22 protein-coding genes are annotated in these 19,686 nt (G+C 47.4%); 13 read left to right on the forward strand and 9 right to left on the reverse strand.

Annotated features, from left to right (window positions below; translation table 11 throughout):
- The first annotated feature begins 145 nt into the window (after positions 1-145).
- Both QUA07_RS09200 and QUA07_RS09205 read left to right on the forward strand, forming a co-directional pair.
- Positions 146-274 (forward strand): hypothetical protein, encoded by a 129-nt coding sequence (locus QUA07_RS09200; protein WP_333324317.1) that lies wholly within the window; start codon positions 146-148, stop codon positions 272-274.
- Between the two features lie 91 nt (positions 275-365).
- Positions 366-635: a hypothetical protein gene (locus QUA07_RS09205; protein ID WP_333324318.1), complete on the forward strand. Its 270-nt coding sequence runs from the start codon at positions 366-368 to the stop codon at positions 633-635.
- 98 nt (positions 636-733) lie between these two features.
- On the opposite strand, the gene QUA07_RS09210 is transcribed toward QUA07_RS09205, so the two are convergent.
- The 4 genes from QUA07_RS09210 to QUA07_RS09225 form a co-directional block, all read right to left on the reverse strand.
- The gene (locus tag QUA07_RS09210) at positions 734-1,375 is read right to left on the reverse strand and encodes a hypothetical protein (RefSeq protein WP_333324319.1); all 642 of its coding nucleotides are present in this window, start codon (positions 1,373-1,375) and stop codon (positions 734-736) included.
- A gap of 21 nt (positions 1,376-1,396) precedes the next feature.
- Positions 1,397-1,936 carry a hypothetical protein gene (locus QUA07_RS09215; protein ID WP_333324321.1) on the reverse strand — a complete coding sequence of 180 codons (540 nt, stop codon included), beginning with the start codon at positions 1,934-1,936 and terminating at the stop codon, positions 1,397-1,399.
- A 60-nt stretch (positions 1,937-1,996) separates the two neighbouring features.
- Positions 1,997-3,766 (reverse strand): pentapeptide repeat-containing protein, encoded by a 1,770-nt coding sequence (locus QUA07_RS09220; protein ID WP_333324325.1) that lies wholly within the window; start codon positions 3,764-3,766, stop codon positions 1,997-1,999.
- Positions 3,767-3,899: 133 nt separating this feature from the next.
- Positions 3,900-4,097, reverse strand: a complete 198-nt coding sequence (locus tag QUA07_RS09225; RefSeq protein ID WP_333324327.1) for a DUF433 domain-containing protein — start codon at positions 4,095-4,097, stop codon at positions 3,900-3,902.
- A gap of 349 nt (positions 4,098-4,446) precedes the next feature.
- Between QUA07_RS09225 and QUA07_RS09230 the strand changes: the two genes are divergently transcribed.
- Positions 4,447-5,475 carry a hypothetical protein gene (locus QUA07_RS09230; RefSeq protein ID WP_172191012.1) on the forward strand — a complete coding sequence of 343 codons (1,029 nt, stop codon included), beginning with the start codon at positions 4,447-4,449 and terminating at the stop codon, positions 5,473-5,475.
- A gap of 60 nt (positions 5,476-5,535) precedes the next feature.
- On the opposite strand, the gene QUA07_RS09235 is transcribed toward QUA07_RS09230, so the two are convergent.
- The 3 genes from QUA07_RS09235 to QUA07_RS09245 all read right to left on the reverse strand — a co-directional run bounded on the left by QUA07_RS09235 (position 5,536) and on the right by QUA07_RS09245 (position 7,276).
- Positions 5,536-5,784, reverse strand: a complete 249-nt coding sequence (locus tag QUA07_RS09235; protein WP_333324329.1) for a transporter suffix domain-containing protein — start codon at positions 5,782-5,784, stop codon at positions 5,536-5,538.
- Between the two features lie 242 nt (positions 5,785-6,026).
- The gene (locus QUA07_RS09240; protein WP_333324331.1) at positions 6,027-6,845 is read right to left on the reverse strand and encodes a carbohydrate ABC transporter permease; all 819 of its coding nucleotides are present in this window, start codon (positions 6,843-6,845) and stop codon (positions 6,027-6,029) included.
- A 263-nt stretch (positions 6,846-7,108) separates the two neighbouring features.
- Complete coding sequence (locus tag QUA07_RS09245) at positions 7,109-7,276, reverse strand: hypothetical protein (RefSeq protein ID WP_333214383.1); 168 nt, start codon at positions 7,274-7,276, stop codon at positions 7,109-7,111.
- Between the two features lie 64 nt (positions 7,277-7,340).
- On the opposite strand from QUA07_RS09245, the gene QUA07_RS09250 reads away from it, so the two are divergent.
- Positions 7,341-8,033, forward strand: coding sequence for an aldehyde oxygenase (deformylating) (locus QUA07_RS09250; protein WP_333073769.1), 693 nt, complete (start codon positions 7,341-7,343; stop codon positions 8,031-8,033).
- A gap of 156 nt (positions 8,034-8,189) precedes the next feature.
- Entirely contained in the window at positions 8,190-9,212 is a 1,023-nt protein-coding gene (locus QUA07_RS09255; RefSeq protein ID WP_333035377.1) for a long-chain acyl-[acyl-carrier-protein] reductase, read from the forward strand.
- Between the two features lie 158 nt (positions 9,213-9,370).
- Here the strand turns inward: QUA07_RS09255 and QUA07_RS09260 are convergent, their stop codons facing one another.
- Positions 9,371-9,586 carry a hypothetical protein gene (locus QUA07_RS09260; protein WP_333324334.1) on the reverse strand — a complete coding sequence of 72 codons (216 nt, stop codon included), beginning with the start codon at positions 9,584-9,586 and terminating at the stop codon, positions 9,371-9,373.
- 178 nt (positions 9,587-9,764) lie between these two features.
- Between QUA07_RS09260 and accA the strand changes: the two genes are divergently transcribed.
- From accA to rdgB, 5 genes are all read left to right on the forward strand, one after another.
- Positions 9,765-10,745, forward strand: a complete 981-nt coding sequence (gene accA, locus QUA07_RS09265) for an acetyl-CoA carboxylase carboxyl transferase subunit alpha (RefSeq protein ID WP_333324336.1) — start codon at positions 9,765-9,767, stop codon at positions 10,743-10,745.
- A 242-nt stretch (positions 10,746-10,987) separates the two neighbouring features.
- The gene (locus tag QUA07_RS09270; protein WP_333324338.1) at positions 10,988-11,713 is read left to right on the forward strand and encodes an SDR family oxidoreductase; all 726 of its coding nucleotides are present in this window, start codon (positions 10,988-10,990) and stop codon (positions 11,711-11,713) included.
- A gap of 103 nt (positions 11,714-11,816) precedes the next feature.
- Positions 11,817-12,551 (forward strand): GTP cyclohydrolase I FolE, encoded by a 735-nt coding sequence (gene folE / locus QUA07_RS09275; RefSeq protein WP_333324340.1) that lies wholly within the window; start codon positions 11,817-11,819, stop codon positions 12,549-12,551.
- A gap of 177 nt (positions 12,552-12,728) precedes the next feature.
- Complete coding sequence (locus QUA07_RS09280) at positions 12,729-14,153, forward strand: phosphoglucomutase/phosphomannomutase family protein (RefSeq protein WP_333324342.1); 1,425 nt, start codon at positions 12,729-12,731, stop codon at positions 14,151-14,153.
- 210 nt (positions 14,154-14,363) lie between these two features.
- Entirely contained in the window at positions 14,364-14,951 is a 588-nt protein-coding gene (gene rdgB, locus QUA07_RS09285) for an RdgB/HAM1 family non-canonical purine NTP pyrophosphatase (protein ID WP_333324344.1), read from the forward strand.
- Between the two features lie 154 nt (positions 14,952-15,105).
- Here rdgB and QUA07_RS09290 read toward each other — a convergent pair whose 3' ends face one another.
- On the reverse strand, positions 15,106-15,444 hold the full coding sequence (locus tag QUA07_RS09290; RefSeq protein ID WP_006633346.1) for a P-II family nitrogen regulator: 339 nt from the start codon (positions 15,442-15,444) through the stop codon (positions 15,106-15,108).
- A gap of 354 nt (positions 15,445-15,798) precedes the next feature.
- Between QUA07_RS09290 and QUA07_RS09295 the strand changes: the two genes are divergently transcribed.
- The 3 genes from QUA07_RS09295 (at position 15,799) to ilvB (ending at position 19,627) form a co-directional block, all read left to right on the forward strand.
- Positions 15,799-17,097, forward strand: coding sequence for an MFS transporter (locus QUA07_RS09295; RefSeq protein WP_333324346.1), 1,299 nt, complete (start codon positions 15,799-15,801; stop codon positions 17,095-17,097).
- Complete coding sequence (locus QUA07_RS09300; RefSeq protein WP_333324348.1) at positions 17,087-17,326, forward strand: hypothetical protein; 240 nt, start codon at positions 17,087-17,089, stop codon at positions 17,324-17,326. Before QUA07_RS09295 ends, QUA07_RS09300 begins: the two co-directional genes overlap by 11 nt.
- A gap of 465 nt (positions 17,327-17,791) precedes the next feature.
- The gene (ilvB, locus tag QUA07_RS09305) at positions 17,792-19,627 is read left to right on the forward strand and encodes a biosynthetic-type acetolactate synthase large subunit (RefSeq protein ID WP_333324350.1); all 1,836 of its coding nucleotides are present in this window, start codon (positions 17,792-17,794) and stop codon (positions 19,625-19,627) included.
- Positions 19,628-19,686 lie beyond the last annotated feature (59 nt).

Here is a 19,686-nt window from a genome sequence, read left to right on the forward strand (position 1 = left end):
CAAACCCGCCAATCCCGCATCAAAACCCCCAAAGCCCCCAGATTAGTCCGGGGCTCAATTCTTCAATCCAAAATCCAAAATCGAAAATCCAAAATCGATTGACGGCGGCCCCCATCTGCGGCTACGCTTTGAAGTGAGAGGTTGCTTGCTTGTAGAGGAGGCAGCCCGCGTCGCCCAAAAATCTAGTTGCACTGCCCAAAGCTGCTACGAACAGCAATGGACAGCTAACCGCCAAACTGGTACGAGCAGTCTGGAGGCTAACGGAGTATCTTAACATCCTCTGTAGCCGCCCTGCTATGTGTTGAACTGCGGGGCGGCTGGGTTTTTGGGTTTTTCTAGAAAACCCAAAACCAGGAGAACATAATATGTCACAGGAATTCGTGCCTGACGACAACAAGTCCGATCGCCCAAATGACGACTCAGCAGCAGTATCGGAACAGGAAGTCGTGCTGTTAACGGTTGTCGGTTCGCGATCGGGTGTCAGGGAAACCATACTCACTTTGTACCGACTGGGATTTGCCGAAGTCGGCGATTGGAGCCCCGTACAACGTGCAGCTAATCCGAAGCAGGTGATGAGCGTGCTGATCCGCCGGAAGCGGGCTAACGGTACACCGCCGAGAAAATCTGGACGGTAAGCTGCGCTGTCATTTTGATTGAAGCGAAGAATATTCGTGGGGTGGGCGTCTCGCCCGCCCTAAAAATACAATTACTTACTGGGCGTTGATATTGGATTTCAGGGTAAAAGTAAGAGACTTGCGATCGCGGGCAACAATTTACTGCAAGCTTCCACCAATGTCGCCGCACTAGGTAAACCAGCAATAGTCCCTTTCAAAATCTTCATTGCCGTTTTCCCCGCCTTTTGCATTGTACTTTCTTGGGGATTTTTCCCTACTTCTGCCAAAGTTTTTACCTGTTCCAAAGCTTCTGCTTTATCATCATCAGATAAATCAGTTTCAGCCTCGATCGCTGTTTGTAACTCAGTCAGTAATTCTTTGATTCCAGGTTCATCTGGTTTAGCAGAATCAGATAATTGATTAATTGTATTGGCAACAGTACCGCTGATATCACCTAAACTTAAGGCTCCTGCGCCGCTAGCGTTAACGGTTCCGCCTGTAATTTCAATCTTACGACTTTGGTCGATTTGGTCACTCATAGCTTTACTCTCTGATGTAGATTTAGGTTTATTAGTAATCTTAACATTAACAGGTCGCGTAGCCAACAATTTTAGAAGTTCATTCAGCTCAAAACTTTTTTGACGGTAAAATGCTATTTCTCTCTCTTTAGCTTGCAGTTCATATTTGTGCTTGGTTTCTAAATCTTTGATAATTTGCTCATAGGCCTGGATGATTCGAGTAAGACTTTCGTCATTTTGCATGATTTGGCTCAGAGTTTATGCTTACTTATCCTCCTGAATAATATTAATCGAGAGTGGTTGTTTAGCTAACATCTCTGTTAGTTCTCTCATTTCAGCTATTTGCTGGCGATATAAAGCGATTTCCTCATCTTTATAATTTACTTCTGCCTTGTATTTTTGGGCGATCGCCCTTAGTGACTCCACATCCTCTGATTCGGCGATCGACTCATCTTCCTGACTGGAATGAGCATCGGTTTCAAGCTGTGTTAAACTTTTAGAAACTGCTTCGGAAATAGCTATCTCTTGACGGTACATGGCAATCTCGCAATCTTTGGCTCGCAATTCAGCTTGATATTTATCTTCAATAGCCTTTAACAGTAGTTCGTAGTTTTGCTTTAACTCGTGATAAATTATAGCTTGCTTATCATCTCTCAGAGCATTGACAAAGATGGCAATTACTCCCTTTTCGGAATTTTCTATACTCTGGATTGACAATTCTGTATTTTCATTCGCAATGGCAGCTTGCAATTGCAGCAGTAATTCTTTAAATTCCGGTTTCTCTGAACCTACTGATACGCTCATAGCTTTGATTTCCGCTGTTACCAGAGTTTGACTAAAATTATAGCATTACTCACTTTGTGATTAAGGACGATCCTCTTCGAGGGCTGCGCTAACGGCAGAATCAGGCAACTGCTCGATCGTGTTGGCTGTTGTACCGCCATTATCTCCTAAACTTAATGAGCCGGCACCGGTAGCGCTAATCGTTCCTCCTGAAATTTCAACTTTGCGACTTTGGTCGATGTTGTCGCTTCCGATTTTATTCTCTGCTGTAGCTTTAACTTCTATGGTAACAGGTTTAGCAGCCAGTTGATTAACGACTCCTTCCAGAAATGTTATATGCTTGTCTTTATCTTTCAATCGTGCCACCATTAGTTCATAAATTTGTGTGAAATTTTGATGAATATGCTCCTTATTAGCATCAGGTGGTACGCTAACTTTGACAACAATGACTCCATCGCCTTTATTTTCAATACTCTGAATAGTAAGTTCCGTTCCTTCATTTTCCACTTGCACTTTTTTGAAGGCAGCAACAAAAGCTTTCCACTCAATACCGTTACGAAAAATTAGATCGATGGTGTTCAAAACCTCCTCAAACAGTTTGGTAAATTCTCTCGGTGCAAATTCGCCACTGCTGGGGCGACGTTCACGATCGTCAGTTGCCGGTTTGGGATATTCTAGAAGATAGACAAACCGACAGTCTACGCGATCGAGCTTTGTATTAGCGTCAATGTTCCAAGCTTCCAAACAAGCACCTGTAAAACAAGCTTCTGTAAAATCTGTTGCCAAGGCTTGAGTGTCAGTGAGGTTTGCCGATTCCAAATTAGCTTGATGCAAAGTTGCTTCGTTGAGATTAGCCTGCTTGAGATTAGCCTCGTTTAGATTAACGCCTGTCAGGTTTCCTCCTTGGAGATTCGCACCAACATAGGATTTTTTGTAGCCATTGCGAGTGATGAGTAATTCTCGGATGCGGGTATCAGCTAATATCGAATTACCAACTCGCGCGCGATCGAGCTTTTCTGTTTTGTGGAAGCAAGTGCGAGTGAGATTGGCTGTTCTAAAATCTGTACTTTTGAGAGTTGCCTCAGTGAAATTGGCATCAGTTAAATCGGCATTGCGAAAACTTGTGCCGCCTGTAGCGGCAAAGGCAATGACAATGGTGCGAATCAAGGCCTCTTTCTCATCCCCAGCCAGAACTCGCCAAGCACTGTAAATACCTAGTCCTGCAACTGCCCCTGCCCCTGCCCCTGCAACTGCCCCTGCCCCTGCCACTGCCCCTGCCCCTGCAACTGCCCCTGCAACTGCAACTGCCCCTGCAACTGCCCATGTCCCTGCCCCTGCAACTAAACCTGCAACTGCCCCTGCCACTGCAACTACCCCTGCCCCTGCCCCTGCCCCTGCAACTGCCCCTGCCCCTGCCCCTGCCCCTGCCCCTGCAACTGCCACTGCAACTACCGCTGCCACTGACCCTGCCACTGCCCCTGCCACTAAACCTGCCACCAAACCTTGGCGCCAGGTAACAATAAAGAAGATTGCCAAAACAATCAGCAATAAGACACCTGGAATCAAGGTGTACAGTTTGATGTTATCTGCAGTGAAAAACAATGTTACCCAACCAGTAGTCAAGCCTGACATTAATCCCGATATTGCCGATAGAAATAGCGAGATAGTTACTATAAAAATAGTCCAGTGGCGTTGCAGTCCTGCCGTGGCACGGGTGAAGTCAGCTTCTCTGAGGATCGCATTTGTAAAATTTGCGCCTCGGATGTCTGCACCGATGAATTTTGCACCTGTGAGGTTTTGACCTTTGAAATTGCGGCCTCGGAGATTTTTACCGGAGAAGTCTTTGGGCATGATTTCACGCAGGGATATAATATTATGTCCGGTCAATTAATGACGACTACAGTGCGAGCTTCTAGCTCGCGAGCCTTACGCTCTTACTACAGAATCATTATTAGCGATTACCGAAATATAATATGATAACTATTTAATAACAACTCAAACAAGCCCAAATATCCTCTTGGGTAAGATAGGGAAAATCATCTAAAATTTCTTCATAACTCATCCCCGAAGCGAGATATTCCAACACGTCATCAACCGTAATTTTTATGCCCCGAATACAGGGTTTACCACCACGCTTTCCCGGTTCGATCGTAAGGATATTAGCGATGTCTTGTTTTGACATGGCACTTTTCCTTTAGCTTATTTTCTCAGTTCTAGGCTAACAAAGGGATAGAGCGCTCGTAACGTTTGGTAGTTTCCAGCCTTTTATTACTTCCTTTAATTTCCTAATTCACTTTAACTCAATCCCCCCACAGCCAGCACTCGCCTCAAGTCCCATCAGGGGCGTGCTCGGAGTCTTTTTGGGTATCTTTTCGCCGATCGCACCTCATCGTGCAATAATGATATGACTTGCACAAAAACTCTATTAGTAGGTAAATCTTGCCTACCTTACCGCTACATATAGCGTCTCAACTGTCAACCCGTGCAAGTTACCAATTAAACCGGCTGTTGCACTACACAAATTTTTCCTAATGGCTGAAGTCCCCCTAAATCCCGCAGAACTTGCAGAAGCCCTCAACGGCTTTACCGACATTAACTTCCAATTACCAGACCCCGAAGACGAACAACTACCAGACTTTGACTTTGAAAATCAGGTTGACAATGCCTGGAAAGTGTGCGATCGCTTCGACTTGCAAACCGACATTTGGCGGGGACGCATTCTCCGAACAGTCCGAGACAGAGAAAAAAAAGGCGGCGAAGGACGCGGAACAGGCTTTTTGAACTGGCTCAAAGAAAGAGAAATTGGCAAAAGTCAAGCCTATTCTTTGATAGAATTAGCTAATAGTGCCGATACTCTGATCCAGCAAGGAGATTTAGACCCAAATTCCATTAGAAACTTCAGCAAAAGAGCCTTTGTAGAAACTGCCAAAGCATCTCCCGAAGTGCAGCAAATGGTAACAGATGCCGCAGCAAGTGGCGATCGCATCACCCGCCGCGAAGTCAAACAACTCTCCGACGAATGGATGGCAATGAACTCAGATTTATTGCCCGAAGAAGTCAAAGAAAAAGCATCTACCGGTTCTCTACCTTCCCGCTACCTCGCTCCTTTAGTCAAAGAAATGGAGAAACTCTCCCCATCTCACCAAAGCGAAATTCAAAAAGAAGTAGCAGAAAATCCCGACGTAGATACGGTCAAACAGCTAACATCCGACGCCAAGAACTTATCAAAATATCTCGACGCCGCCGCCCAAGTGCAAGCTCTCAATCAGTCTCACTTAGACATGGAAATGGCCTTAGAAGAATCTTTGCGAGTCGGCTGTTTGGGAACCACCGCCGACGTTGTAAAACAAGCGGCACAGCTAGAACAAACAGTAGTCAAACTCTACACAATTTGGAAGCGTTTAGGCAGTTTGGCAGATAGATTGTATGTGGATACAGGAGCAAGCACACCCAATTTGCGGTTGCTTTTGGGATGCTTGGACAGTCTTTCGGGAGAAAAGATTGAAGTGGATTTTGGAGACGGAGAACGCTCTATTCGCTTGCAAATTTTCAGCGAATAGCTCAACCTTGACCGCAGATAAACGCCAATCTCCCGGCTCATTATCGGCGTCGAACCCTGTTCATCTGCGGTTAAAATTTCTGATTTTTTTCCAAAGATATCGGGGATGCAAATAACGCCGATATTTGGTAACTACTTCTTTCCCCAACAGCACTACGCTAATCCAAAAACAAACCTCGGCCCCAACAGCCAGAACGACAGATAAAGTTGCTTTTTGGGTAATGTCCAGCGGCAGGAAGGGCACCACAAACAAGACGGCTAACCACGGTAGAAAAGATACGATAAATAAGAACAAACCGAGCTTTCGCATAGATTCACATAATACAGCTTTGATATGCCCTTTATCTATTAGTCCACTTAAAGTGGATTTCGTTTGTATAGTAGCGATTTCAATCGCCGAGTGACTACAAACTCCCATCTTGCACCAATGTCAGCAACAGGCTTTCCGGCCTGTTCCACAAGAACATTTAGTATTTGTGGAACAAGCATCTTGCCTGTTCTTGAGAATGGTTCAACCTATGACTACAAACATAATTGCCAAGCCTCTCCAACTCAATTCTTAATCCCCGTCGCCGCAATCCCCCGAATAAACTGCCGCTGACCGGCCAAAAACAGCAACACCACCGGCACTGTGCCAATTACCACCGCCGCCATCAACAACTGCCAACTGCTAGTAAACTGTTCCTGAAATTCGGCCAAAACCAACTGCACAGTCCGCAACTCCGGCCGCGTCGTAAACACCAGCGGCTTAAACAAATCGTTCCACTCCCCGATAAACGTAAACAAAAACAGCGTCACCAAAGCAGGGCGGGCCAAAGGTAACATCACCTGCCACAAAACCTGCCAGCGGTTAGCCCCATCCAGCATTGCCGCCTCCTCCAACTCCACCGGAATAGTCATAAAATACTGGCGCAGCAGAAAAATCCCAAAACCGTTAGCCGCCGTAGGCAAAATCAGCGCCCCGTAAGTATTCAGCAGATGGCCCCACTTCAAAACCAAGAAAATGGGAATCACCAAAAGCTGAAATGGAATTACCAGTGTCGCCAAAACCCCCAAAACTAGGGCCTGTCGCCCCCGAAACTTCAGCCTGGCCAAAGCATAACCGGCCAAAGCAGAAGTCACAACCTGAAAACCCGTCACTGCGATCGCCACTAGAGTAGAATTAAGGAATGCCAACAAAAAATTGCCCCGTCGCCAAGCCTCCTGATAGTTCGCAAAAGTCAGGCCTGTGGCCTTGACACCGACACCCGATGGTGATATTGAAACCAAGAATACAGCAGCCAGTGGCAGCAGCACCAGCGCAGCACCCGCCAGCAACAAAATAAAACTCAGCAGTTCCAGCGCTTGAGACCTGTCAAAGGATTTACCCATAAATTTGTGAATTAACCTAAAATAATAAGCCTGTGAGGTTCTCCAACCCGATCGCATCCCCGATTCCCATACAACAACATAATAGTCGTAGAAGGAAAGAAGGAGTACCTAGGGAGGAAGTTGTGATTAGGATATAATGTTATAGATAGAGTTGGTACTGTAAAACCCTGAAAGGTGGAGACATAGACCGTATTTCTATCATCTATTTCCGGGCAAAAGATCGACTAACGACTAATTCAAGTAATTAGTAAATAGATAGCATTCTAGCGATAGTCTTTCTGGAGTGTTCGACGGCAGAAGTCCGCCAAACACGCACGCTTGACGCCAGTTTTTCCCGGAACGTCAAAGAAAAGTTCTTTGTCGAAAGCATCCTCAGCTATAATCTGTGATTTAGATGGGGTGCGTTCAAAATAGGTAAAGTGTACTGTCACTGACCCCCCATTTTAAAGGGGTTTCCAAACATCCCGGAAGCTTATATAAGGAGACTACATATCTATGCCCCAGCTTGAGGCCAGCCCAACAATTGACTTTCAAACCGAAACTTACAAAGATGCTTACAGCCGCATCAACGCCATTGTGATTGAAGGCGAACAAGAAGCTCACGACAATTACCTGACACTGGCCGAACTGTTGGCTGACAAAAAAGCAGAGTTAGTTGGCTTGTCCAAGATGGAGAACCGCCACATGAAAGGCTTCCAAGCTTGTGGCCGGAATCTTAAAGTCACGCCGGACATGGCATTTGCCAAGCAGTTCTTTTCGGAATTGCACAAAAACTTCCAGACGGCCGCGGCCCAAGGTCAGATTGTAACTTGCTTGTTGATTCAATCGCTAATTATCGAGTGTTTTGCGATCGCAGCTTACAACATCTACATCCCCGTCGCCGATGACTTTGCTCGCAAAATCACCGAAGGCGTCGTCAAAGAAGAATACAGCCACCTCAACTTTGGGGAAGTCTGGCTGCAAGCTCACTTTGAGGAATCCAAAGCCGAACTCGAAGCTGCCAACCGCCAAAACCTGCCCATCATCTGGAGACTGCTCAACTCTGTTGCAGACGATGCCCGCGTTTTGGGAATGGAAAAAGACGCTTTAATCGAAGACTTTATGATTGCCTACGGCGAAGCCCTAGGTAACATAGGCTTTAACAACCGTGATATCATGCGGATGTCAGCACAAGGCCTCGCAGCCTAGTTAATTTGGAAATAAGGAATGGGAAAAAAATTAAAAATTAAAAATTAAAAATGGGATACCTCATTTTAAAATATAAATTTTTAATCTTCCCATCTTCCATCTTCCACCTTCCATCTTCTCTCCTCCATTTTCAATCTTCCTTCATTTGACAACTTAATGTTTGGTCTAATCGGTCACTTAACCAGCTTAGAACACGCCCAATCAGTAGCTAACGAGCTGGGCTATCCAGAATATGCCGATCAAGGTCTCGATTTTTGGTGCAGCGCACCGCCCCAAATAGTTGATCAGATCACGGTAACAAGCATCACTGGACAAAAAATAGAAGGCCGCTATGTGGAGTCCTGTTTTCTGCCAGAAATGCTAGCCACTCGCCGGATTAAAGCAGCCACTCGCAAAATCCTTAATGCGATGGCACACGCTCAAAAAAACGGGATTAACATCACTGCTTTAGGCGGCTTTTCTTCGATAATTTTTGAGACTTTCAACTTGCAGCAAATTAAGCAAATTCGCAATCTCAAGTTGGAGTTTGAACGCTTCACCACCGGTAACACTCATACGGCTTACATCCTCTGCCGCCAAGTAGAAGAAGCAGCCCCTAAATTGGGGATTGAACTTTCAAAAGCCACGGTAGCCGTTTGTGGTGCTACTGGCGATATTGGCAGTGCTGTGTGTCGCTGGCTCAATGTTAAAACAAATGTAGCAGAATTGTTGCTCATTGCCCGCGACAAAGAACGATTACAAGATTTGCAATCGGAATTGGGGCGAGGCAAAATTATGGACTTGGAAGAAGCCCTCCCCCAAGCGGATATTGTAGTGTGGGTAGCCAGTATGCCTAAGGGAGTAGAAATTGACCCTAAGACATTGAAGCAACCATGTTTATTGATTGACGGTGGCTATCCGAAAAATCTTGCAACTCAGGTTCAGCATCCAGAAATTTACGTACTCAATGGCGGCATTGTGGAACATTCCCTCGATATTGAGTGGAAAATTATGAAGATTGTCAATATGGATGTACCGGGCCGACAGTTGTTTGCCTGTTTTGCTGAATCAATGCTGCTGGAATTTGAAAAAATGTATACCAATTTTTCTTGGGGACGGAATCAAATTACAGTGGAAAAGATGGAGCAAATCGGTCATATTTCTGTCAAACACGGTTTCAGACCTTTAATGTCATTTTGATGTGATTTGTTGTGGTTATTGGTTATTGAGGAAAATTTTTCTAATAATAACCAGTAACTTTTTTTGTACAGTTAATGGTTAATAGTTAACTATTAACATTATCTCCGATCGCACAACCCGAAGAAAAGTAGTTTGTAGTTCGGAACCAGCGGATGTGATTAGTGGCAATAGTTTGTCTTGAATTCTTCTGATATTTGAATTTGGGCGACAAAAGGTAATATAGACAGGGCTGTTACAGCTTCCGAATGGGTGAGTTCGATCGCGCTGGTGTCGCTTTTTGGACTGGGGAACAGTTCAGCAGGGTTAGGCCTTTTGTGGCGGTGGGGAACCCAGGGGCGCGGGGAAAGAGGGGCGTAAAAATCAGCAGCAAGCAAAAATAGTGTAGCAAAAAACGAGGCTCCAGCCTCTGGTTTTCAACAAGCTTAGTAAGCCAAGCATAATTCAAAATTTAAAACTTCCAAATTTCCCCTCTTTTTCAGCATCCCCTGACAGGGTAGGATCTGGAAATAGTCGATCGACAAAACCTGACAAAACCTTATAGAAATTATCAGCGTGCCAAACCCAGACCGTAAACCCTTACTCTTAGATTTTGAAAAGCCCCTGGCCGAACTCGAAACCCGAATTCACCAGATTCGCGAACTCGCCGCAGAAAACAGCGTCGATGTCACCGACGAAATTCGCAAACTCGAAGCTCGCTCAGCCCAACTGCGACAAGAAATCTTCAGCAGCTTGTCCCCCATGCAGCGGCTGCAACTGGCCCGTCACCCGCGCCGCCCCAGCACCCTCGATTACATTCAGGCAATTAGCGACGAGTGGATCGAGCTTCACGGCGATCGGCGCGGCGGAGACGACCCGGCCCTCGTCGGCGGAATTGCCCGCATAGACGGGCTTCCCACCGTCATCATCGGCCATCAAAAAGGGCGCGACACAAAAGACAATATCGCCCGCAACTTCGGCATGGCTGCTCCCGGTGGCTACCGCAAAGCCCTGCGGTTGATGGAACACGCCGATCGCTTCGGAATGCCCATTTTCACGTTTATCGACACTCCGGGAGCTTGGGCGGGCTTAGAAGCAGAACAGCTCGGACAGGGAGAGGCGATCGCCTGTAACCTCCGAGAAATGTTTCGCCTCGACGTTCCCATTATTTGCACCGTCATCGGCGAAGGCGGTTCCGGGGGCGCATTGGGTATCGGTGTCGGCGAGCGGCTGTTGATGCTGGAACATTCCGTCTACACCGTCGCCACCCCCGAAGCTTGCGCGGCCATTCTCTGGAAAGACTCTGGCAAAGCGAACTTGGCCGCAGAAGCCCTGAAAATCACTTCCTGGGATTTGAAAAACCTCGGCGTTCTCGATCAAATAGTACCAGAGCCGATCGGCGGCGCTCACTCGAATCCCCTCAAAGCTGCGTCCATACTCAAACAAGCTTTGTTAGAAAACTTAGCAGAACTAACACAGCTTACTGGTCAACAGCGACGCGATCTCCGGTATCAAAAGTTTCGCCACATCGGTGTATTCACTGAAATTTCTGCTTGAGCCGATCGATTCAGAGTTATCAGTTATGAGTTAAAAATTCTTAACTTTAAACTCATAACTCACAGCTCATTATTCTGCGGATCTGTCAGCAGTGTTATAATTTCTCAGGTGACACCGGCTTAACAGTTCTTAATGTTCATCTCATAATTAACTGTTATCACCCGCAGCAGACAGTTGTCTAATTTGCCTCAGAAGGCTGCAACGCTGTAGGGAGTGGCCGAGCGAAAGTATTAGGACACTGAATGAACCATCCAACAACAAAGCAGGCTCTGATTACCGGAGCCAGCAGCGGTATTGGCAAAGCGACGGCTCTAGCGTTCGCCGCCGAGGGCATAAATCTAGCCTTAGTTAGTCGAGAGTCGGAAAACTTAGAAGCCGTTGCCGCAGCAGCCCGAGAAGTCGGAGTGAAAGCAGAAGCTTATCCCTTAGACTTGGCAAAAATTGAGCAAGTGCAAAGCAGCATCAGCGCGATCGCAGCTCAATTGGGTTCCGTAGATATCCTGGTCAACAGCGCTGGTATGGGCTACACCGGCTCCTTAACGGAAACGTCCCTAGCCGACTGGCAGAACGTTCTAGACCTCAATCTTACTAGCGTTTGGCAGTGCATTCTAGGAGTTTTGCCGTCCATGCGCGATCGCCGATCGGGAATCATCATCAACGTTTCCTCGATCGCCGGCACCCAAGCCTTCCCTAACTGGGGAGCCTACTGCGTTAGCAAATTCGGTCTCATGGCTTTGTCTAAAACCTTAGCCGCCGAAGAACGAGCTCACGGAATTCGCGTAACAGCAATCTGTCCGGGTTCTGTCAACACTCCCCTGTGGGACACAGACACCGTAGACGCCGACTTCGATCGCACCGCCATGTTAACCCCAGAAATCGTCGCCCAATCAATTCTGCACGCAGTTCAGTTGCCAGCAAGTGCAGTAGTTGAAGAAATCACCCTCATGTCCAACGCAGGAGTTTTGTGAACTTGAGATTTTAGACTGCTGGATTTTTCTCGAATTCAACAATCTTTGAATCTCTAGCTATATCCCCCAATCGAAAATTGATTCACCCTCACACCAACTTGTTATGACAATTGCATCTTCCGCCGATTCCAATGGCTCGAACTCACTCTCGACTGACAGCATGAAACTGTTACAAACCGCAGAGAACAACTCCCCACGCATCCCCACTCGACCCGATCGCAATTCCTCGCACGGTCAAGAATCTCACATACCCGTACCCTCAGAAGTAGGCCAAGAAGAAATGATGGCCGCCGTTCGGACAATTCTGCTGGGAGTAGGAGAAGATCCTGAACGGGAAGGATTGCTCAAAACCCCGAAGCGGGTAGCAGAAGCAATGCGGTTTCTCACCAGCGGCTACAGTCAATCCCTCGAAGAACTTCTTAACGGCGCTATCTTTGACGAAGGTCACAACGAAATGGTACTGGTGCGAGACATCAGCGTATTCAGTATGTGCGAACACCATATGCTGCCGTTTATGGGCCGAGTTCACATCGCTTACATTCCCAACCAAAAAGTAGTGGGACTGAGCAAATTAGCCCGAATTGCCGAGATGTACAGCCGCCGATTGCAGGTACAAGAACGTTTGACGCGCCAAATTGCCGAAGCAGTTGAGACAATATTGGAACCGCAGGGAGTAGCTGTAGTAATGGAAGCCAGCCATATGTGCATGACGATGCGGGGTGTGCAAAAACCCGGTGCTTGGACGGTTACGAGTGCCATGTTGGGCGTGTTTCAAGAAGAACAGAAAACTCGCGAAGAATTCCTGAATTTGATCCGCCACCAACCGGCTTTCTTTTAGTCATTAGTCATTAGTCATTAGTCAATCACTTTTTGGGTGGTGGCTAGCAATTAAGCAATTTGGTCACTAGCCCCCAGATTCATCCGCAGTCGCAATCTAAAATCTAAAATCTAAAATCAGATGACGATCGACTGATAAACCCATAAAATAGACGGGTGACTCATGACTTGTGACTAAATGAATCCTATTAAATTCGGTACAGATGGCTGGCGCGGTATCATTGCTGACGATTTTACATTCGATCGCGTAGCGTTAGTCGCTCCCCTAGCGGCACAAGTTCTCGCACAAACTGGTGGTAGCGATGGCAGCAGCGGTACCGTAATTGTCGGTCACGACCGTCGATTTCTGGCTGAAGAATTTGCCCAAACAGCGGCTATTGCCATCCAAAACGCAGGATTTGACGTGCTACTTAGCGAATCCTACGCCCCCACTCCAGCTTTCAGTTTAGCTGCCAAACAATTAAATGCTTTGGGTGCGATCGTCCTGACAGCCAGCCACAATCCCGGCGCATATTTAGGGTTAAAAGTCAAGGGCGGATTTGGCGGTTCAGTTTCGCCCGAAGTTACTCAACAGATAGAAGCAAAACTCGAAAATCCGGCGGCCATTTCAGCAACTCCGGGCAAATTAGAGAATTTCAATCCTTGGCCGGCTTACTGCAAAACCTTGCGGGAAATGGTAGATATTGATGCGATTAAAGAAGCGATCGCCAGCGGCAAAATTACAGTATTTGTAGATGTAATGCACGGTGCCGCCGCCGGAGGATTAGGTCAAATTTTAGAAGAAACGGTACATGAAGTCAACAGCGATCGAGATCCGCTGTTTGGCGGCGGTGCACCGGAACCTTTGCCGCGCTACCTGTCGCAGTTATTTCGGGTGATGCGTACTCACCAGCGAAAAAGTTCTGGTTTGTCAATCGGATTTGTATTTGACGGAGATAGCGATCGAATTGCAGCAGTTGACTCTAGCGGCAACTTCCTCAGTTCACAAATCCTAGTTCCCATATTAATCGAACATTTAGCAAAACGGCGCGGCTTGACCGGGGAAGTCATCAAAACAGTCAGCGGTTCAGACATAATTCCCAAAATTGCCAAGCTGTACAACTTGCCATTATTTGAAACGCCGATCGGTTACAAGTATATAGCCGATCGAATGTTAACCACTCAAGTCTTAGTCGGCGGCGAAGAATCGGGAGGAATTGGCTACGGTACACACATCCCCGAACGAGATGCTTTACTGTCAGCGCTGTACTTGTTAGAAGCAGTTGTCAAATCCGGGGAAGACTTAAGCGAAATTTACAGCCGACTGCAACAAGAAACCAGCTTTACTTCAGCGTATGACAGAATCGACTTGCACCTAGCAAACATGGAAGAAAGGTCGCGTTTGCTGTCCCTGCTGCAAAATCAACCCTTAACAGAAATCGCCGGCAAAGCAGTTGTAGATTGCAACAAAGTTGACGGATATAAATTCCGTTTAGCCGACGGAAGTTGGCTGTTAATTCGGTTTAGCGGAACAGAACCCGTGTTGCGGCTGTACTCAGAAGCAGCGACATTGAAAGAAGTTATGCAAAACTTAAACTGGGCGAAGAGTTGGGCGCATAATTAATCGGAGTTTTCAACCGCAGATAAACGCAGATAAAAATAGCTCAAATACTATCAGCGTTAATCAGTGTTCATCCGCCGATATCTGCGGTCAAAAAATCCCATTATTTCCCAGCCTACAAGTAACCGACTCCCAACCAGAAACAATATAACTTATTTGCGATCGTGCGACGTTTTTTTTGTTAATATCAAGCCGTAAGTTTTAATTGAAATAATGATCGATCGCAAATTGCTAGTTGCAGCTACGGGCAATCCGGGTAAACTCAAGGAAATGCAAGTTTATCTTCAGGATTTGGGATGGGAATTGGAACTAAAACCGGAAGAGTTGGAAATTGAGGAAACAGGCGAAACTTTTATTGCTAATGCTTGCTTGAAGGCGTCTGAAGTGGCAAAAGCAACGGGCAAATGGTCGATCGCCGATGATTCTGGTTTAATGGTAGATGCACTCGACGGCCAACCTGGGATTTACTCCGCACGCTACGGGAAAACCGATGCTGACAGGATATCTCGACTTCTCAAAGAATTGGGTAGCGAACAAAACCGGGAAGCACAATTTGTTTGCGCGATCGCGATCGCCCGTCCCGACGGTACAATTGCCTTGCAACTAGAAGGAATTTGCCGCGGCGAAATCCTGCACACTCCTCGCGGTAAGGGAGGTTTCGGATATGACCCCATTTTCTACGTACCCGCACAGCAACAGACTTTTGCAGAAATGACAGCGGATATCAAGCGATCGCACTCTCACCGCGGCCGAGCCTTCCATGCTCTCATACCACAATTGGCCAACGTTGTCAACCAATAATGAGAAAAAAGCTAAAAAATGGGGTTACTGTGGCATTGGATATTGACACTTAGGTATCAAAACTAAACAGGAAAGAGGTTTTTCGTTGGCAATGACAGTTACCAATGCCCAATGCCCTGTTTGGCCAATGCCCAATGCCCAATGCCCCAGTATCTTAGATTGCCTCCAAGTTCTTTTCCCCAGTCCGAATCCGAATAATTTGTTCTACAGGAGAGATGAAAATCTTGCCGTCGCCAATCTCGCCCGTGCGGGAAGCCGCGATAATTTTATCAACCACCATGTCAACCTGATCGTTTTCCACAACAATCTCCACCTTGAGCTTTTGCAAGAACTCAACGGTGTACTCAGAACCACGATAGCGTTCTGTCATACCCTTCTGACGGCCAAAACCTCTAACTTCAGAAACAGTCATCCCCACAATACCAGCATTGACGAGTGCGATTTTCACTTCGTCTAGTTTAAAGGGGCGAATAATAGCTTCAACCTTTTTCAAGTTTCTCACTCCTAACAGTTAGTACCTTCGTTATATTACTTAATCGGCGTGACATCTTTTAATATCACTGCCAGCAGCAAGTATTTTGTCAAGTATATTACCGTATCTTGTACTCGCGATGAAATGCACGCCAACCTTTAACAATCTTCTCGGATTTTCCGGCGGCGCGGGTTCTCGGCTCCGGCCGATCGCGGTAGAGTTAAGAAAGACAGCAACAGGCGTCCCCCGCCGATCTGCTAAAACAGAAAAAGAACGCAGGAGACAGGAGTTTTCCGAGTTTCCGCTTTGCTATGTCAGATTTGCACATATTGCTGAAAACTATAATTGCCAGAGGCGGTCAGTTAAACTATTCCTATGCACCCAGCCAGCCCTCCCCCTGACCGCAGCGGGCTTGATGCCCTACTGAGAAATCGCCCCTTCCTCGCCTTGTGGACGGGCCAGTTATTGGCCCAAGTGGCGGATAAAATCTTTTACGTATTGCTGATTATTCTGCTGAAAACCGGCGACTACCGACCCTGGCCGGTTTCTTGGCAACATTCGGAAAATTCTATGCTGTCAGCGGTGATGATCGCCTACACCGTGCCAGCGATCGTCTTTGGTTCCGTAGCCGGTATCGTGGTAGACCGCTTTTCCAAAAAGCAAATGCTGGTCGCCTGCAACGTGATTCGAGCCGCGTTGATTGTAGCTTTGCCGTTTTTGCCCAAAGCTTTTGTGGTTTTGTTGACGATGACGTTTTTGATCTCTACCGTAACGCAATTTTTTGCTCCTGCAGAAGCGGCAGCCGTCCCCCTAGCCGTGGGGCGAGAGGGACTGATGTCGGCAAATGCTCTGTTCGCCTCGTCCACCATGGGCGGGATTATTATCGGGATGACGATCGGCGAACCGCTGTTTAGTTGGGTCAAACACAGCTTCGGATCAGCTTCTCAAGAGTTTTTGCTGGGCGGGTTGTACCTGATCTCAGCAGGTTTGATATATGCTATGCAGATCAAAGAAGGTCATGCCGGCAGCAGTGGCAAAAACGTTCATCCTTGGCAAGACCTCAAGGAAGGTTTGCGGTATGTGAAACACAATCACCTTGTCAGCAACGCGATGGTGCAGTTGACCATTTTGTATTCGGTGTTTGCGGCGCTTCAGGTGCTGGCGATCGCGCTTTCAGGCAAAATAGGTCTCAAAGAAACTCAATTTGGCTTTTTGCTCGCTGCTGCGGGAATTGGAATGGTCTTCGGTGCAGCCTTTTTAGGACACTGGGGTCATCGAATGCACCACAAACCTCTGCCTTTAATCGGTTTCTTGATGATGGGTTTTGTATTGGCAATGTTTGCCTTTACTCGACAGTTATGGGTGGGATTCGGATTGAGCGCTCTGTTCGGTTTTGGTGCTTCCTTAATTAACGGCCCGATGCAAGCTCTGATTCAAGAAAAAACTCCAGAATCTATGCGGGGCAAAGTCTTTGGATTTGAGAACAATGCGATTAATATTGCTCTGAGCCTGCCTTTAGCGATTACTGGCCCTCTGACGGATGCTGTCAGCAAAGCAGTCGGCTCGGATGACCTCGGCTTGCGGATCGTGTTGCTGAGTTTGGGCTTTTTGGTTTCGGTGATGGGAATGGCAGCTTGGAAACATACTCGCAAAGTCTTGCAGGATGTTCTGTAAACTTTGCAAAGAAGGAAGTTCGGCAACGAGCAATGTACGGGATGTAACGGATGTAACGGATGTCAGTCCGATGGCAGTCGGAAGTTCGGCAACGAGCAATGTACGCGATGTAACCGATGTCAGTCCGATGGAAGAAGGAAGAAGGAAGATAGAAGAGGGGATGGGTGTCAACTTAAGGTCAAATGTAGTACCGAGCTACTGTTTGACGATGATTGTCCATATCCCCTGATAGTCGGAGGGAACCAGAGCATTCTCTTTAGTTTCCCTTCTTAACGGGAATAGGAGCGGGATCAAGACTCGCGTCTAAACAAGATTTATCAAGGGTTTTAGGCGAGTGTTGACACCAATGGGAAGAGGGAATATGGCTTTCTTTTCGCGATCGATCGATAACATAGCAACCGCCCTGATGATTAGGACGTTCTTAATTGCTGAAACGATTGTTTTTATTGTCGAAGGCCGCAGAACGAATGCTATACAAGCGTCATATAGCGGTAAACCGGCATAGAAGCCGCGATTTCCTCTGTTTCTTTTGTTCCTGTGGTGTTCCACAATGTCTCGATCGGGCGAACCCTCTGCGATCGCGAAATCTTTTGTAAAATCTCACCACTTAAATTTTCCTAGTTTCATTAATTGAGATTAAAGTAGTATAAAAGCTTTCATTAAAAATCATAATTAGTTTAAGGAAGGAAATACTGTGCAACTAAAAACTAAAGTGACCATCAAGCGTGCAACTGGTGGATTTGCTCTGATTGACAGCTTGATCCGCCACGGCGTCAAGCATATTTTTGGTTATCCCGGCGGTGCAATTCTGCCGCTTTACGACGAACTCTACCGCGCCGAAGAAACTGGCGCTATCAAACATATTCTGGTGCGCCACGAACAAGGCGCTGCTCACGCGGCTGACGGATACGCCCGCGCTACGGGCAAAGTTGGGGTTTGTTTTGCTACTTCGGGCCCGGGCGCCACTAATTTGGTAACAGGGATTGCGACGGCCCACATGGATTCGATCCCGATGGTAATTATTACCGGTCAGGTGCCCCGTCCGGCGATCGGCACTGATGCGTTTCAGGAAACAGATATTTACGGGATTACCCTGCCAATTGTCAAGCATTCCTATGTAGTGCGCGACCCCAGAGATATGGCGCGAATTGTGGCAGAAGCTTTCCACATCGCGAGTACAGGGCGGCCGGGGCCTGTTTTGGTTGATGTACCCAAGGATGTGGGTTTGGAAGAATTTGACTATCTGCCCGTGGAACCCGGAGCAGTGAGAATTCCGGGCTACCGGCCGACGGTGAAGGGAAATCCTCGGCAAATTAATCAAGCAATCTATTTGCTGCAGGAAGCAAAGCGTCCTTTGCTTTATGTGGGTGGCGGGGCGATCGCAGCCGGGGCCCACGAGGAAATTAAGGAACTGGCCGAACTTTTCCAATTGCCGGTGACGACAACGCTGATGGGCAAAGGTTCCTTTGACGAAAACCATCCTTTGTCGGTGAAAATGCTGGGGATGCACGGCACTGCTTACGCTAATTTTGCCGTTACCGAGTGCGATTTGCTGATTGCTGTAGGGGCGAGGTTTGACGATCGCGTGACGGGCAAATTAGACGAGTTTGCCGCGCGCGCAAAGGTGATTCACATCGATATAGACCCGGCGGAAGTAGGCAAAAATCGCGGCCCTGACGTGCCGATTGTCGGAGATGTCCGCCAAGTTTTGCTCGATTTGCTGCGTCGCTGTCGGGAAACTGGAGTTTCGGGGAAAACCGGACAGACTGGGGAATGGCTGCACAGGATCGATCAGTGGAAACAGGACTATCCGTTAGTGGTGCCTCATTACCCAGACATTTTGTCTCCGCAAGAGGTGATTTCTCAGTTGGCTACCCAAGCGCCGGATGCTTACTACACAACAGATGTCGGTCAACATCAAATGTGGTCGGCTCAATTCTTGAACAACGGGCCGCGCCGCTGGATTTCGAGCGCTGGTTTGGGCACGATGGGTTTCGGGGTGCCTGCGGCGATGGGCGCGAAAATGGCCCTACCCGATGAGCAAGTGATTTGTATTGCTGGCGATGCTAGCGTGCAAATGAATATTCAAGAGCTGGGAACACTAACACAATACGGCATTAATGTCAAGATTGTGATTGTAAATAACGGCTGGCAAGGCATGGTGCGGCAGTGGCAGCAGGCGTTCTACGGGGAGCGTTATTCGTCGTCGAATATGACTGTAGGGATGCCGGATTTTGTGATGCTGGCTGAAGCTTACGGCGTGAAGGGGATGCTGGTTTCGCGGCCGGAGGAACTTAAAGATGCGATCGCTCAAATGCTCGCTCACGACGGCCCGGTGCTGATGAACGTGAAGGTGACGAGGGACGAAAACTGCTATCCGATGGTAGTTCCGGGTAAGAGCAACGCTCAAATGGTGGGTTTGCCCGATCGTAGCAAGTTGCAATCTGCGGAGTTGGTTTATTGTCCGAGTTGCGGCGCTAAGAATGTTTCCACCAATAACTTTTGTCCTGAGTGCGGGACAAAAGTTTAAGTAGAGACAATGCCTTGTCTGGCAGGAGTTTAAACCCCTGCCAAGCTTTCGGGTGAAGC

This window comes from Microcoleus sp. T3_A4 (assembly GCF_036700465.1).
Classification (GTDB): Bacteria; Cyanobacteriota; Cyanobacteriia; order Cyanobacteriales; family Microcoleaceae; genus Microcoleus.

Coding starts and splice junctions, on each gene's coding strand:
- QUA07_RS09220 (WP_333324325.1), bottom strand. CDS start 3,766: ATGCCCAAAGACTTCTCCGGTAAAAATCTCCGAGGCCGCAATTTCAAA.
- QUA07_RS09270 (WP_333324338.1), top strand. CDS start 10,988: ATGAACCATCCAACAACAAAGCAGGCTCTGATTACCGGAGCCAGCAGC.
- QUA07_RS09280 (WP_333324342.1), top strand. CDS start 12,729: ATGAATCCTATTAAATTCGGTACAGATGGCTGGCGCGGTATCATTGCT.
- QUA07_RS09255 (WP_333035377.1), top strand. CDS start 8,190: ATGTTTGGTCTAATCGGTCACTTAACCAGCTTAGAACACGCCCAATCA.
- QUA07_RS09300 (WP_333324348.1), top strand. CDS start 17,087: ATGTTCTGTAAACTTTGCAAAGAAGGAAGTTCGGCAACGAGCAATGTA.
- QUA07_RS09250 (WP_333073769.1), top strand. CDS start 7,341: ATGCCCCAGCTTGAGGCCAGCCCAACAATTGACTTTCAAACCGAAACT.
- QUA07_RS09240 (WP_333324331.1), bottom strand. CDS start 6,845: ATGGGTAAATCCTTTGACAGGTCTCAAGCGCTGGAACTGCTGAGTTTT.
- QUA07_RS09225 (WP_333324327.1), bottom strand. CDS start 4,097: ATGTCAAAACAAGACATCGCTAATATCCTTACGATCGAACCGGGAAAG.
- rdgB (WP_333324344.1), top strand. CDS start 14,364: ATGATCGATCGCAAATTGCTAGTTGCAGCTACGGGCAATCCGGGTAAA.
- QUA07_RS09295 (WP_333324346.1), top strand. CDS start 15,799: ATGCACCCAGCCAGCCCTCCCCCTGACCGCAGCGGGCTTGATGCCCTA.
- QUA07_RS09205 (WP_333324318.1), top strand. CDS start 366: ATGTCACAGGAATTCGTGCCTGACGACAACAAGTCCGATCGCCCAAAT.
- folE (WP_333324340.1), top strand. CDS start 11,817: ATGACAATTGCATCTTCCGCCGATTCCAATGGCTCGAACTCACTCTCG.
- QUA07_RS09230 (WP_172191012.1), top strand. CDS start 4,447: ATGGCTGAAGTCCCCCTAAATCCCGCAGAACTTGCAGAAGCCCTCAAC.
- QUA07_RS09235 (WP_333324329.1), bottom strand. CDS start 5,784: ATGCGAAAGCTCGGTTTGTTCTTATTTATCGTATCTTTTCTACCGTGG.
- QUA07_RS09215 (WP_333324321.1), bottom strand. CDS start 1,936: ATGAGCGTATCAGTAGGTTCAGAGAAACCGGAATTTAAAGAATTACTG.
- QUA07_RS09210 (WP_333324319.1), bottom strand. CDS start 1,375: ATGCAAAATGACGAAAGTCTTACTCGAATCATCCAGGCCTATGAGCAA.